This window comes from Ancylobacter sp. FA202 (assembly GCF_000380205.1).
In the GTDB taxonomy this organism is placed as follows: Bacteria; Pseudomonadota; Alphaproteobacteria; order Rhizobiales; family Xanthobacteraceae; genus Ancylobacter.
Genome location: NZ_KB904818.1, coordinates 4,655,334 through 4,669,837 on the forward strand (window position 1 = coordinate 4,655,334; position 14,504 = coordinate 4,669,837).

The 14,504-nt window shown below is 69.5% G+C and carries 11 protein-coding genes; 2 read left to right on the top strand and 9 right to left on the bottom strand.

The features are described from left to right. The first annotated feature begins 122 nt into the window (after nucleotides 1-122). Both A3M1_RS0121710 and A3M1_RS0121715 read left to right on the top strand, forming a co-directional pair. Nucleotides 123-818, top strand: coding sequence for a GntR family transcriptional regulator (locus tag A3M1_RS0121710; RefSeq protein WP_018391089.1), 696 nt, complete (start codon nucleotides 123-125; stop codon nucleotides 816-818). Between the two features lie 103 nt (nucleotides 819-921). Then, on the top strand, nucleotides 922-2,343 hold the full coding sequence (locus A3M1_RS0121715) for an FAD-binding oxidoreductase (RefSeq protein WP_018391090.1): 1,422 nt from the start codon (nucleotides 922-924) through the stop codon (nucleotides 2,341-2,343). Here the strand turns inward: A3M1_RS0121715 and A3M1_RS0121720 are convergent. The 9 genes from A3M1_RS0121720 to A3M1_RS0121760 all read right to left on the bottom strand — a co-directional run bounded on the left by A3M1_RS0121720 (nucleotide 2,340) and on the right by A3M1_RS0121760 (nucleotide 14,504). Next, entirely contained in the window at nucleotides 2,340-4,994 is a 2,655-nt protein-coding gene (locus A3M1_RS0121720) for an AAA family ATPase (RefSeq protein ID WP_018391091.1), read from the bottom strand. The genes A3M1_RS0121715 and A3M1_RS0121720 overlap by 4 nt on opposite strands. Beyond that, nucleotides 4,991-6,115, bottom strand: a complete 1,125-nt coding sequence (locus A3M1_RS0121725) for a DNA repair exonuclease (RefSeq protein WP_018391092.1) — start codon at nucleotides 6,113-6,115, stop codon at nucleotides 4,991-4,993. Before A3M1_RS0121725 ends, A3M1_RS0121720 begins: the two co-directional genes overlap by 4 nt. 125 nt (nucleotides 6,116-6,240) lie before the next feature. Continuing rightward, entirely contained in the window at nucleotides 6,241-7,428 is a 1,188-nt protein-coding gene (gene mmsB / locus A3M1_RS0121730) for a multiple monosaccharide ABC transporter permease (RefSeq protein ID WP_018391093.1), read from the bottom strand. Continuing rightward, a complete protein-coding gene (mmsA, locus tag A3M1_RS0121735; protein WP_018391094.1) occupies nucleotides 7,425-8,975 on the bottom strand; it encodes a multiple monosaccharide ABC transporter ATP-binding protein in 1,551 nt (516 codons plus the stop codon). The genes mmsB and mmsA overlap by 4 nt, the downstream gene beginning before the upstream one ends. Before the next feature lie 68 nt (nucleotides 8,976-9,043). After that, nucleotides 9,044-10,114, bottom strand: coding sequence for a multiple monosaccharide ABC transporter substrate-binding protein (gene chvE, locus A3M1_RS0121740; RefSeq protein ID WP_018391095.1), 1,071 nt, complete (start codon nucleotides 10,112-10,114; stop codon nucleotides 9,044-9,046). Nucleotides 10,115-10,209: 95 nt separating this feature from the next. Further along, nucleotides 10,210-10,881 (bottom strand): 2-dehydro-3-deoxy-6-phosphogalactonate aldolase, encoded by a 672-nt coding sequence (locus A3M1_RS0121745; RefSeq protein ID WP_018391096.1) that lies wholly within the window; start codon nucleotides 10,879-10,881, stop codon nucleotides 10,210-10,212. Then, a complete protein-coding gene (locus tag A3M1_RS0121750; RefSeq protein ID WP_018391097.1) occupies nucleotides 10,878-11,804 on the bottom strand; it encodes a 2-dehydro-3-deoxygalactonokinase in 927 nt (308 codons plus the stop codon). Before A3M1_RS0121750 ends, A3M1_RS0121745 begins: the two co-directional genes overlap by 4 nt. Continuing rightward, on the bottom strand, nucleotides 11,804-12,712 hold the full coding sequence (locus A3M1_RS0121755; RefSeq protein ID WP_018391098.1) for an SMP-30/gluconolactonase/LRE family protein: 909 nt from the start codon (nucleotides 12,710-12,712) through the stop codon (nucleotides 11,804-11,806). Before A3M1_RS0121755 ends, A3M1_RS0121750 begins: the two co-directional genes overlap by 1 nt. Next, nucleotides 12,699-14,504 (bottom strand): IlvD/Edd family dehydratase, encoded by a 1,806-nt coding sequence (locus tag A3M1_RS0121760; RefSeq protein ID WP_018391099.1) that lies wholly within the window; start codon nucleotides 14,502-14,504, stop codon nucleotides 12,699-12,701. Before A3M1_RS0121760 ends, A3M1_RS0121755 begins: the two co-directional genes overlap by 14 nt.

Here is a 14,504-nt window from a genome sequence, read left to right on the forward strand (position 1 = left end):
CCGGGCGGGCAGTCGTTCAGCGACGATGGCCTCAAGTTACGTATGATGGTATACCATAAGACAATCGAGTCAATTGTCATCCCGCGCCGCTCGGGCGACAAGAGGCGGGAGGGGAGACGGCCATGGTCGCGACGACGGAATCGAACACGGCGAATGAAGAGATGAAGGTCGAGCGCAGCGTCACCACGCTGCGCAGCCTGACGCTGGAAAAGATGCGCGACGCCATTCTCGATTTCCGCTTCAAGCCCGGCGAGCGGCTGGTGGAGCGCACGCTGTGCGAGCGGCTGGGGGTGAGCCGCAGCGTGGTGCGCGAAGTGCTGCGGCATCTGGAGGCCGAGGGGCTGGTGGAGACCATTCCCCATCAGGGCCCGGCCGTGACCAAGCCGGACCCGGCGCAGGCGGCGCAGATCTACGAGATACGCGGCCTGTTGGAGAGCGAGGCCGCGCGGGCCTGCGCGCTGAACGCCCCGGAGGCGGCGATTGCCGAGCTTGGCGGGGTGATCGACGAGATCGACGCCGCCTTCCAGACCGGCAGCCCGCGCGAAGTGCTGCGGCGGACGACGGAATTCTACGAGAAGCTGTTCGTCGCCGCCGGCAAGGAGGTGGCGTGGGATGTGGTGCGCTCGCTCAATGCCCGGATCAACCATCTGCGCTCGATGACCATTGCCCAGGAAGGGCGGCACAGGGCCGCCATCGCCGAAATGCGGCTGCTGCACGCGGCGCTGCTGCGGCGGGACGCGGCCGGCGCCTATGAGGCGAGCCGCGCCCATGTGGCGACGGTGGCCGGGCTCGCCGGCGCCATTCTCAGCCGGATCTGACCTCGCGCCGCGCCACGGACCGGCTTGCCAGCCGCGCCGCCCACCGGCTATCTCGCACGGCCCGCGCGGGGCAGGTGAGAGCGGCGAGGAAGAGATGGCTGATATGGCAGAGCTGGACCCGATCACCCGCGTCCTCGGCAGCCTGCCGCCGGAGATCACCGCCACCGACCCGGATGTGGTGGCGCGCTATCTCACCGATTTCCGCCGTTTCCGCACTGGGGCCGCCCGCGCCGTGCTGCGCCCGCGCTCCACGGCCGAGGTGCAGGCCATCGTCACGCTGTGCGCCGCCCATGGCGTGCCACTGGTGCCGCAGGGCGGCAACACCTCCTATTGCGCCGCCGCCACCCCCTCGCCGGAGGGCGGCGAGCTGGTGCTGAGCCTGGAGCGGCTGAATGGCGTGCGCGCGATCGACGCCGCCAATCTGTCGCTGACGGCGGAAGCGGGCTGCGTGCTGAGCGTGCTGCAGGAGGCGGCCGACGCGGCCGGCCTGATGCTGCCGCTGGATCTCGGCTCGCGCCAGTCCTGCCAGCTCGGCGGCGCCCTCTCCACCAATGCCGGCGGCATCTCGGTGCTGAAATACGGCATGGCCCGCGACCTCGTGCTGGGCCTTGAGGCCGTGCTGCCGGACGGGCAATTGCTCAACGTGCTGCAGCCGCTGCGCAAGAACAACACCGGCTATGACGTGAAGCAAATGCTGCTCGGCGCCGAGGGCACGCTCGGCATCATCACCGCCGCCTCGCTGAAGCTGGCGCGAAAGCCGGCGCAGACGGTGACGGCCTTCCTCGCGGTCGAGGCGATCGACGCGCTGACCACGCTGCTGGCACGGGCGCAGATTCTGACCGGCGAGAACATCACCTCGTTCGAGTACGTCTCGCAGCATTCGCTCAGCCTGCTGCTCGCCGCGCAGCCCGGCCTGCGCCATCCGCTGGAGAGCCCGGCGCCGCATTATGTGCTGATGGAGGCGCAGACCTGCTCGCCGGTGCTGGGGCTGGAGGACGCGGTGGCGACGCTGCTGGAGGAGCTTATGGGCGAGGGGCTGGTCGGCGACGGCACACTCGCCGCCGGCGGCCAGCAGCGCGACCAGCTGTGGTATCTGCGCGAGCATATTCCCGAGGCGGAAGTCGCCAATGGCGGCTCGGTGAAGCACGATGTTTCGGTGCCGACCTCGGCCTTGCCGGCCTTCATCACGCAGGCCAGCGCGCTGGTCGAGGCGCACAGCGCCGGCGGGCGGCTCTCCATCTATGGCCATGTCGGCGACGGCAATGTGCATTTCAACGTGGTCGCCCCCGTGGGCGTCGACCCCGCCGGCTACAAGCCGTGGTTCGAGCGCGAGGTGTCGCCGCGAATCTATGACCTCGCCGTGGCGATGGGCGGCTCCTTCGGGGCGGAATACGGCATCGGCACCGTCAAGCTCGACCTGCTGGACCGCTATGGCGACCCGGCCAAGCTCCACATGATGCGCGCGCTGAAGGCCGCGCTCGACCCGGCCAACCTGATGAACCCCGGCAAGGTGGTGCGGTTCTAGCCGCCGGTGCTCGCGCCGGGCTGCCAGTCGGTCATAGCAAGCACATGGCCGCCGAGCTTCTGGAAGGCGCGCTGGCGGCAGGAGAAGACGATGATCTGCTGGTCGCGCGACTGGCGGTGCAGCGCGTCGAACATCCGTTCGATACGGTCATCGTCGGAATAGACCAGCGCGTCGTCGAGAATAACCGGCGCCGGCCGCCCATCGCGGGCGAGCAGGCGGGCGAAGGCGAGGCGGGTGAGCACCGAGAGCTGTTCGCGCATGCCGCCGCTCAGCCGGTCGACATCCTCCTCATGGCCGTTGCGGCGCAGGGTCTGCGGCAGCAGCGTCTTGTCGTCGAAGGTGATGGCGGCATCGTCGAACAGCAGGCCGAGCAGCGGGGTGAGTTCGGCCATGACGGGCTTGAGATAGAGATCGCGCGCCTGCGCCCGTGCCGCCTCCAGCGCAGCCGCCAGCCTTTGCAGCACGCGGATTTCGGCACTGAAGGCCTCCACCCGGGCGCTGGCGGCGGCAAGCGCCTCCTTCGCCTCGCCCCACATCTCTTCCACCGCCTCGTCGGAACGGGTGCTGATCTCAGCGTTCAGGCCCGCAATGGCCTCGCGCAGGGCGGCGGCTTCCTTGTCGGTGGCGTCCGCGACCGAGCGGGCACGGCGAAGCGCGGCCTCGGCCGATTCGAGATCGATAACGCTCGCGCGCAGGCGCTGCACCTGCGCCTCGGCACTCGCGCCGAGCCGGTCGCGCTGCTCGAAGCGTTCGGACAGCTCCTGCAGCCGGGCGCCGCGCGCCTCATCCGGGCCGAGAATGGCCTCGATCCGGGTGCGCTCGGCCTTCAAGGCGGCCAGCGCGGTCTCGGCCTCGACAAACGCCTCGTCGGCGCGGGCCCGCAGCGGCTCGGCCGCCCGCAGTGCCTGCCGGGCGAGGGTGCGCCGCGCCTCGGCGGCGGAGAGGGCCGCCTGCGCCTGCGTCTGAGCCTGCGCCGTGTCCTCCGTCAGCTCGATGTCCTCGGTGCCGCGCGCGCCATGCGCGGCCACATCCGCCCGGAGCTTTGCCAGCCCCTCCGGCGCCAGCAAGCTGAGCCGGCCGTTCAGTTCCCGCCGCTCGGCGTCGATCTGCTGCGCCCGTATCTGCCGCGCGCGGGCAGCGGCGAGATCGTCGACCCCCATTGAGGCCAGCAGCGTCCGCCGTTTGGCGACGGCCTTTTCCAGCCGGCTATTGTCCTGCGCCGGCCGGTTGGAGCGCAAAGTGAGGGTGCCGATGCCGGGGATGACCAGCTCCGCCTGCCCCTCATAGCCGCGTTCCTCGCCCTCGCGCAGCGGCGCCGATTCCATGACCACGGGCGAGGCCGCGCCGGGGGCATAGGCGATCGCCACCGAGGGGCGCGCCGCCTCCTCCACCGCGCGGAGCGTGGCGATGTCGATTTCCAGCGCCTGAAGTTCCTCCACCGCACTTGGCGGAATCGCCTCGGTGGCGAGCCGTGCTTCGGCGGCTTCCAGCGCCTTACGGGCATCCTCGGCGCCGGCCAGCCGCTCGCTCAACGCCGCGTGCCGCGCCTGTGCCTCGCGCGCCCTCAACGCCGCGTCAACGCGGGCCAGCAGCTGGCGGGCCTCCTGCTCGGCGGCTTCCGCCGCCGCGACCTCGGCATGGGCCTGTTCCACCCCGGCGCCGGCGGCGTGGCGCTTGCCGACCGCCGCCTCGCGCCGCAGTTCCGCCGCCTGCAGCGCCGCCCAATGCGCGTCCGAGGTGGCAAGGACGGTGCGATAGGCGGTGAGTTCGCGCTCGGCGGCGTCGCGGCGCTCGCGGGCCAGCCCGGCCTCCGCCTCGGCGGTGCGCAGCGCCTCGCCCTGCGCCTTGGCGGCGTCGAAGGCGGCCTGCGCGCTCTCCACCGCCCGGGCCCGCGCCTGCCGGTCCTCGGCGTTCTCCAGTTCGGCGAGCCGCTTCACGGCGGTGGCGCGGCGGTCCAGCGCCTCGCGCAGGGTCCGCACATCGCCGGCCAGTCGCTCTTCCTGCGCCACCAGCCGGTCCCGGGCATCGAGGGCGGCGGCGTAGCGCCCGCCGGTCTTCGGGCGGCCGGTGGCGGTGACGAGTTCGGCCAGCGCGTCCTGCGTCGCCGCGATGATCTCCGCCATGCGCCGGCCGCCGGTGACGGCCTCGACCTCGCCCTGCACCGATTCCAGCAGGCTGGCGCGCACCTGCTTCTCGCTGTCCTCTTCCGACTTGCTGCGCTTCTCGATGCCGGTGAGCCCCTGCCGCACCCAGAGCAGCCCGGCCGGCCCGGCGGTGCCGCCCTTGATGAGCCCGGCGATGAAGTTCTCCGCCTCGTCCGCCTGCGCCACCAGCCGGCCGGTGGCGAGATCGGTGACGCGGGCGGAACGGCCGCCATAATATTGCTTGGTGAGCCGAAAGCGGCCCGCCTCGGTGGCGATGTCGGCCTCAACAAGCGGGCTGCCGCCGCTATAGGGCCGCAGCCGCTGCACATCGCCCGGCGTGCCGGAATGGGGCTGGAAGAACAGCGCGTGCAGCGCCTCGAAGCTGGTCGACTTGCCGAATTCATTGACGGCGCACAGCACGTTGACGCCGTTGCCGATGCCCTCGATCGCCACGCCGCGATTGGCGAAGCGCTTCACATTGAACAGGCGCAGCGCCGTTATCTTCATGACGCCACCGTCTGCGCATAGGAATAGAGCCGCGCCAGCGCCGCGCGGGCGACCTCGCGCTCGGCGGCGGAGCGGGAGGCATCGCCGGCCTCCGCCAGCAGCGCATCGGCGGCCTCGCGCAGCGCGCCGGCCCGGTCGATAAGGTCGAGATCGTCCGGCACGCAGGCGGTGGAAAGGCCTGTCTCGTCAAGTTCCAGCAGGGCGAAATCCGGCGCGGCCTCCGCAACGGCGCCCGCCAGTGCGGCCTGGCCGGCCAGCCTTGTGTGCCCGCTGGCGATGAGGCGGGCCAGCGTCTGCCGGCGCGCCCGCGCCTCCGGCAGCCGCGCCACCAGCGCCGCCACGGGGTCGTCGCCTTCCAGCAGATGCAGATCGAGTGAACGCCAGGCGAAGCTCGCCGTCGGCAGCGCCGTCACCTCCGGCAGGGCATTCGCTCCCGCAAGGCTGACCAGCAGCGCCGTGCCCGGCGCCTCGTGCTTGAAGCGGTCCGGCTCGGGCGTGCCGCTGTAGCGGGTGCGGGAATCGACCTCCACCGCCCCGTGCCAGTCGCCGAGCGCGAGATAGGCAAGGCCGGCGCGGCGGGCGCGGTCGGGGGCGATCACGTCGCCCGCCACCGCGTCCTCGGAAAAGGAGCGAATGGCGCCATGGGCGAGGCCGAGGCGCAGCGTGCCTTCCGGGGTCGGGTGGCCGTCCATCCACTCGGTGAGGTCGCGACCGGGCCGGCGGGTGGTGCAGGGGGCAGGCAGCAGCACCACGCCGGGGGCGAGGTCCAGCGGCCGGGGCGTGGTGGCGAGGATCACATTATCAGGCGCCTCCGCCTTCAGCGTCGCCCAGAGCGGCGCCGCCTGCAGCGAATCATGATTGCCGGGCAGGAGAACCCAGGTGAGCGGCGCGTGGTGGCGCATTTCGGCCAGCGCCTGCCGGCGCACCTCGGGGGCGGGGGTCTCGGTGTCGAAGGTGTCGCCGGCGAGCAGGATGGTGCCGGCGCCGTGCTCGCGCGCGTGCTGCGCCAGCCGGGCGATCACGCCGTGGCGCGCCTCGCGCAGCCGCCCCGGCAGGTCGCCGGAAAAACTGCCGAAGCGCTTGCCCAGATGCAGGTCGCTGGAATGCAGGAAGCGGAACATGGCGCGCCGGGTGCGGGGAGGGGTGCGGACAACCGGGGTCGGCCAGCGCGCCGCTCTTGTCAAGCCGGGCGCCTTCCCGCAGGGCCGGCGCCCCGCTGGGGAGCGCCGGGCCGCACGGGCCACGCTTACGCGCGGCGCTGGTTGTAGACGTCGAGGCAGACGGCGCCGAGCAGCACCAGCCCCTTGATCACCTGCTGGTAGTCGATGCCGATGCCGAGAATCGACATGCCGTTGTTCATCACGCCCATGATGAGCGCGCCGATGACCGCGCCGCCGACGCGGCCGACGCCGCCATAGGCCGAGGCGCCGCCGATGAAGCAGGCGGCGATGACGTCGAGTTCGAAGCCGAGGCCCGCCTTCGGCGTCGCGGTGTTGAGCCGGGCGGCGAAGACCAGGCCCGCCAGCGCCGCCAGCACGCCCATATTGACGAAGGTGAGGAAGGTCAGCCGCTCGGTCTTGATGCCCGAGAGCTTGGCCGCCTTCTCATTGCCGCCGACGGCGTAGATCTGCCGGCCGATGGTGGTGCGGGTGGTGACGAACGCATAGAGCGCGATCAGCGCCGTCATGATCACAAGCACATTCGGCATGCCGCGATGCGAGGCGATCAGATAGGCGAAATAGGTGATGACGCCGAACAGCGCCACGTTCTTGGCGACGAAGAAGCCATAGGGCTCGGTCTCGACATGGTGCGCCTCCTGCCGGGCCCGGCCACGGAAGTTCAGCCACACCAGCGCGAGGGCGAGCAGTGCGCCCACCGCCAGCGAGGTGGGGTAGAGCGTGCCGGCGTCCGGCACCAGTTCCGGGATGAAGCCGGAGGACAGCTTCTGGAAGGTGGGCGGGAACGGACCGACCGACTGGCCGGCGAGGATGGCGAGCGCCAGCCCCTTGAACACCAGCATGCCGGCCAGCGTCACGATGAAGGACGGGATCTTGAAATAGGCCACCCAATAGCCCTGCGCCGCGCCGATCAGCCCGCCCAGCGCCAGGCAGATCAGCGTTGCGGGGATGTAGTGGACATCGAACTTCACCATCAGCACCGCCGCCACCGCGCCGATGAAGCCGGCCACCGAGCCGACCGAGAGGTCGATATGGCCGGTGACGATGACCAGCAGCATGCCCAGCGCCATGATGACGATGTAGCTGTTCTGCAGCACGAGATTGGTGAGGTTGAGCGGGCGCATCAGCGTGCCGTTCGTCACCACCTCGAAGAAGATCATGATGGCGAAGAGCGAGATCAGCATCCCGTATTCGCGCAGATTGTTCTTCAGGAAGCCGGCATGCCGCGGCTTGTCCTTGAGAGCGGTATCGCTCATGCCAATGCCTCCATGGGGCGCTGCTCTCCCTTGCGCATGATGGCGCGCATGATCTTCTCCTGCGAGGCCTCAGTGCCTGTGAACTCGCCGACAAAGGCGCCCTCGTTCATCACGCAGATGCGGTCGCAGATGCCGAGCAGTTCCGGCATCTCGGAGGAGATCACCACCACGCCTTTGCCGGCATCCGCCAGCTCGTTGATGATGCAATAGATTTCGTACTTGGCGCCGACATCGATGCCGCGTGTCGGCTCATCGAGGATCAGCACCTTGGGGTCGGTGAACAGCCATTTCGACAGCACCACCTTCTGCTGGTTGCCGCCGGAGAGCTTGCCGGTCTCCTGGAACACGCTGTGGCAGCGTATGTGCATCCGCCCGCGATAGTCGGAGGCGACGCGCAGTTCCTTCATGTCGTCGATGATGCGGCCCGGCGCGATCGCCGGCAGGTTGGCCAGCGTGACGTTCTTGCGGATGTCCTCGGCCAGCAGCAGGCCGAGCTGCTTGCGGTCCTCGGTCACATAGGCAAGGCCGGCATCGATGGCGCGGCGCACGGTGGAGAGGTCGACCTCGCGTCCCTCCATCTCCGCCCGGCCGCTGATCTTCTGGCCCCAGGCGCGGCCGAAGATGCTCATGGCGAATTCGGTGCGCCCCGCGCCCATCAGCCCGGCAATGCCAACGATCTCGCCGCGCCGCACCTCGAAATCGACATTCTTGATCACCTGCCGGTCGGCATGCAGCGGGTGATAGGCCGACCAGTTGCTGACCTTGAAGATCGGTTCGCCGATGGTGGGCTGGCGCTTGGGGTAGCGGTGTTCGAGGTCGCGATCGACCATCTTGGAGATGATGCGGTCTTCCTCCACCGCGCCGTCATGGCAGTCGAGCGTGTCGACGGTGCGCCCGTCGCGCAGCACGGTGATGCGGTCGGCGACCTTGGAGACCTCGTTCAGCTTGTGCGAAATGAGGATGGAGGCGATGCCCTGCGCCTTGAACTCCAGCAGCAGGTCGAGCAGCGCCGCGCTGTCCTTTTCCGAGAGGCTGGCGGTCGGCTCGTCGAGGATGAGCAGGCGCACCTTCTTCGACAGCGCCTTGGCGATCTCCACCAGCTGCTGCTTGCCGACCCCGATATTGGTCACCAGCGTGTCGGGGGATTCCTCCAGCCCTACCTTGGCGAGCAGTTCGCGGGTGCGCCGGTGCACCGCGCCGCGATCGATGATGCCGAAGCGGCCGGGCGGGTTGGCGATGAAGATGTTCTCGGCGATCGACAGCAGGGGAACGAGGGCGAGTTCCTGGTGGATGATGATAATGCCAAGCGATTCCGAGGCGTTGATGTCGCTGAAGCGGCGTTCCTCGCCGTCGAAGACGATGGCGCCGTCATAGGAGCCGTGCGGGTAGACCCCGCTCAGCACCTTCATCAGGGTGGATTTTCCCGCGCCGTTCTCGCCGACAAGGGCATGGATCTCGCCGGGTCGGACGGCGAAGGTGACATCGCTCAGCGCCTTCACCCCGGCGAAGTGCTTGCTGATGCCCTGCATTTCGAGAAGAGCGTTCATGGCTCGCTCCAATGGCCGGGTCCGCGCCGGAACCAGTCCGGCGCGGGGATCGGCGGGTGCGGATGGGGTCAGTTGATCTGGCCGGGCTTGTAATAGCCGGAGCCGATGAGCACGGCTTCCCAGTTGCCCTTGTCGACCACGACCGGCTTGAGCAGGTAGGACGGCACGACCTTGACGCCATTGTTGTACGTCTTGGTGTCGTTGACCGTGACTTCCTTGCCGCTGAGCGAGGCGTCGACCATGTCGGCCGTCACCTTGGCGAGTTCGCGCGTGTCCTTGAAGATGGTGGAATACTGCTCGCCGGCGAGGATCGACTTCATCGACGGCACCTCGGCGTCCTGGCCGGTGACGACGGGCATCTTCATCTTGCCCGAGCCATAGCCGACGCCCTTGAGCGAGGACAGGATGCCGATGGACAGCCCGTCATAGGGCGAGAGCACGCCATTAAGCGTCTTGTCGGAGTAGTAGGCGCTCAGCAAATTGTCCATGCGGGCCTGGGCGGTGGCGCCGTCCCAGCGCAGGGTCGAGACCTTGTCCATGCCCATCTGGCCGGAGGCGACCTTCAGCGTGCCATTGTCGATCAGCGGCTTCAGCACCGACATGGCGCCGTCATAGAAGAAATAGGCGTTGTTATCGTCCGGCGAGCCGCCGAACAGCTCGATGTTGAACGGGCCCTTGTTCTCGGGATAGCCGAGGCCCTTGAGCAGCGACTGCGCCTGCAGCACGCCGACCTGGAAATTGTCGAAGGTCGCGTAATAGTCGACATTCGGCGTCTCGCGGATCAGCCGGTCATAGGCGATGACCTTGATGCCCTTGTCATGCGCCTGCTTCAGCACGTCGGACAGGGTGGTGCCGTCGATCGAGGCGATCACCAGCACCTTGGCGCCCTTGGTCACCATGTTCTCGATCTGCGAGAGCTGGTTGGGAATGTCGTCCTCGGCATATTGCAGGTCGGTGGTGTAGCCGCGCTCCTTCAGCACCTTCACCATGTTGTCGCCATCGGCGATCCAGCGGGCGGAGGACTTGGTGGGCATGGCGATGCCGACCGTGCCCTTGTCCGCCGCCGAGGCGGGGAGGGCGAGGGCCAGCGCGCCGAGCGCGAAGGCGGTAGCGGAGAAAAGCGTCGTCAGGCGTTTCATCGTCAGCTCCTTGAGCGTTTCACGTTTCGTCTTTTCAGCGGTCGCCTTTGGCGTTCCGGTTTCTTGGCGGGGACTCCCGCGCGAGGGCGCGCGCCTCACTGGGCGGCGCGCCGTGTCTCGATGGAAGGAAAGGCGGCGTCATAGGCGGCGACCACCGCGCGCGCCTTCGCCCGCACCTCGCCCACCGTGGCGCCCGGCCGGTAGAGGCTGGAGCCGAGACCGAAGGTGCGGATGCCGGCGCTGGCATAGGCGGCGAACTCGTTTTCGCCGACGCCGCCCACCGCGCCGATCACCGTTCCCGGCGGCAGCACCACCGAAATCGCCTGGATGATCGACGGGCCGAGCAGATTGGCGGGGAAGAACTTCAGCCCCGACGCCCCCGCCTTCAGCGCCGCGAACGCCTCCGTGGGGGTCAGCACGCCCGGCATCGTCACCATGCCATGGGCGCTGGCACGGGCGATCACCGCTGCGTCGACATTCGGGCTCACCATGAGGCGCCCGCCGGCATAGTTGAGCAGGTCGACCTGCTCCACCGTCAGCACCGTGCCGGCGCCGATCAGCACATGATCCGGGGCGAGGCGGGCGGCGGCCTCGATGGAGGCGAACGGGTCCGGCGAATTGAGCGGGATCTCGATCGCCTCCAGCCCTTCCTCGATCAGCGCGGCGACGATCGCCTCCGTCTCGTCCGGGCGGATGCCGCGCAGGATGGCGACCAGCCCGCGCCGCAGCGAAGGCCAGGCGATGCGGGGAGTGAAGGGGGCGCTCATGCGGACATCCTTTCCAGCCGGAAGGCGCTGACGGCCGCGGCGTGCAGCCCGGCCCGCACGCAGGCCTCGGCATCATGCGTGGTGACGGAGGCGATGCCGGCCAGCGCCAGCGCCACCTGGTAGAGCGATGCCGCCGGGCCGGAGGCGATGAGCGCGACCGGCCCCCGCCCGCCGAACCGCGCCGCCCCGGCGAGTTCCGCCCCGAGCAGCAGGCCGGACAACCGCGCCAGCGCCGCCTCCGGGCCCTCGCCCTGCAGCAGCCAGGCGGCGCGCAGGCGGAAGAGCTGGTTGCCCAGCAACTCGGGCGCGGCAAGGCCGTCCGTCACGCCCTGGGCGAAGGCCTCCGAGCCAGGGTCCACCGCTCCCGCACCCTCCACCGCCGGGGCGAGGATCGAGGCGCTGCGCAGCAGATGGAACAGCTCGCCGGTCATGAAGGTGGCGAAGCCGGCGACCGCGCCGGCCTCGACCCGCACCCATTTGGAATGAGTGCCCGGCAGGCAGGCCAGCCCCTCGAAGCCGTCGCGGATCAGCGGCAGCAGCTGGGTTTCCTCGCCGCGCATCACGTCGGCGCCCTCGGCGCCGCGCTGGGCGAGGCCGGGCAAGATGCGGATGAGGCGTCGCGCGGAGGGGACATGAGCGGCCTTCGCCGTCAGCCCTTCCAGCCCGGCCGGGGTGGTGACATAGGCGGCCTCCACCCAGCCGGCGCGCGAGCCGACCATGCCGCACATCATAACAGGCACGCCCTCGGGAATGGCCAGCGCCGCGAGATGGGAGTCCAACACCGCCTCGAAGCCCTCGGCGCCCGAGGCGGCCAGCCCCTGGGCGCTGCGCCGCTCGCCAAGCACGGTGCCGGCGCGGTCGAGCGCCCACAGGCGGAAGCTCGACGTGCCCCAGTCGACGACGATGTGGGAGACGCCAGCCATCACAGTGCCCCCAGACGGACGCGCGGCTCGGCGCGGCCGGTCACGCCGATGTCGAGGAGGAAGGTGCGCCCATGTTCCGGGTCCGCCGCGCGGGCGTCCGCATCCATATGCTCCCAGGCAGAGGTGACGAGCACGCGGTCAAACCCCTTGCCGACGAAGACCGGGCAGCTGGTCTGCCGCGCCGGGGTGACAAGGCTGCGGACGAGATCGCCAGCCGGGGAATAGGCGTTGAGCCGCGCCCCGCCCCACACGGCGCACCAGATCAGCCCCTGCGCATCGGTGACGGCGCCGTCCAGCCCGCCCGCGCCGCTGTGCCGGTGCAGCACGCTCGGCGCCTCCAGCGGCAGACCGGAGACGGGATCGAGCCGCACACGGTAGAGTTCCCCGAGGGCGGTGTCGGCGAAATAGCCGAGCGTTCCGTCAGGCGAGAAGCAGATGGCGTTGGGAATGGTGATGCCGGGCACGAGCGGGAGCACCGCCCCGGCGTGGAAGGCATAGAGCGTGCCCGCGCCCTTCTCCGCCTGCCGGCCCATGGTGCTGAACCAGAAGGTGCCGCAGGGGTGGACGCGGGCGTCGTTGGAGCGGGTGGCGGCGTGATCCGCCTCCACAGCGGCGACACTCTCCAGCCGGCCCGAGGCGATGTCGCGCAGCATCAGCCCGCCCTCGGTGATGAGGAGCTGGCGGCGCGCATCGACCATGGCCAGCGCGCTGGCCATGACCGGCAGCGTGTGGACAGCGATCTCGCCGGTGGCGAGCCGCGCCTCGTACAGGCGCTTCTCCACGATGTCGAACCACCAGGCGGTGTCGCTGGCGGCGTCATAGGCCGGGCCTTCGCCGAGATGGCAGCGCTCGGCGCAGAGGAGGGTGTGGGCCGCCGTCTCGGGGGCGGGCGCGCTAATGGTTGTCACGCGGCATCCCCATGGTCTGGGCGATGCGCTGGTAGCGCACGGCTCCTTCCAGCACGGCGCCGCTTTCCAGCTGGCCGACGAGGCCGCGCTGGATTTCCTGCCAGGGGGTCTGGCTGGCGGGGTAGGCATAGCCGCCGGCGGCTTCCAGCTCGGCGCGGCGGCGGGCTAGTTCGTCGTCAGCCACCAGCATGTTGGCGCTGTTGCGCTTCAGATCGATGCGGACCCGGTCGCCGGTGCGCAGCAGCGCGAGCCCGCCGCCGACCGCTGCTTCCGGCGAGGCGTTGAGGATGGAGGGCGAGCCCGACGTGCCGGACTGGCGGCCATCGCCGATGCAGGGCAAAGCGTGCACGCCGGCCTTGATGAGGTAATCAGGCGCCCGCATGTTCACCACCTCAGCCGCGCCGGGATAGCCGACCGGGCCGGCCCCGCGCATGAACAGAACGCACATGTCGTCAATGGCCAGCGCCGGATCGTCGATGCGGGCGTGGTAATCCTCCGGCCCGTCGAACACGATGGCGCGGCCCTCGAAGGCTTCCGGATCGTCCGGGTTGGAGAGGTAGCGGACGCGGAATTCCGGGCTGATGACGCTCATCTTCATGATGGCGGAGGAGAACAGATTGCCGCGCAGCACGCGGAAGCCGGCATTCTCCTTCAGCGGCTGGTCATAGGGGCGGATCACCGCCTCGTCCTCGATCCGCGCCCCGGCGCAGTTGGCACCGAGGGTGCGGCCATTGGCGGTCATCGCGTCCTCGGCGATGAGGCCCTGGCCCATCAGCTGGTTCACCACCGCCGGCACGCCGCCGGCATGATAGTAATCCTCGCCGAGATATTCCCCGGCCGGCTGCAGGTTCACCAGCAGCGGCACATGCTCGCCATAGGTCTGCCAGTCGTCGATGGAGAGTTCCACTCCGACATGACGGGCCAGCGCGTTGAGGTGGATCGGCGCGTTGGTCGAGCCGCCAATGGCCGAATTCACCCGGATGGCGTTGAGGAAGGCGTCGCGGGTGAGGATGTCGGAGGGCTTCAAATCCTCGTGCACCATCTCGACGATGCGCAGCCCGGTGCGGTAGGCGATTTCCTGCCGGTCGCGATAGGGCGCGGGAATGGCGGCCGAGCCGGGCAGCTGCATGCCCAGCGCCTCGGCGAGCGAGTTCATCGTCGTCGCCGTGCCCATCGTGTTGCAATAGCCCGTCGACGGCGCCGAGGAGGCCACAAGCTTGACGAAGCCGGCATGGTCGATCTCGCCGGCGGCCAGCAATTCGCGGGCCTTCCAGACAATGGTGCCGGAGCCGGTGCGCGCGCCCTTGTACCAGCCGTTCAGCATCGGCCCGACCGAGAGGGCGATGGCGGGAATGTTCACGGTGGCCGCCGCCATCAGCAGCGCCGGGGTGGTCTTGTCGCAGCCGATGGTCAGCACCACGCCGTCGAGCGGGTAGCCATAAAGCACCTCGACCAAGCCGAGATAAGCGAGGTTGCGGTCGAGCCCGGCGGTGGGGCGCTTGCCGGTTTCCTGGATCGGATGCACCGGAAATTCGATGGCGATGCCGCCGGCCTCGCGAATGCCCTCGCGGGTGCGCTTGGCGAGTTCGAGATGGTGGCGGTTGCAGGGGGAGAGGTCCGAGCCGGTCTGGGCGATGCCGATGATCGGCCGGCCACTCTGCAACTCGTCCTGGCTGAGGCCGAAATTGAGGTAGCGCTCGAGATAGAGCGCGGTCATGTCGATATTGTCCGGATTGTCGAACCAGGCGCGGGAGCGCAGGGGCCGGTCGCTCTTCGGGGCGTTGCCGTGCAT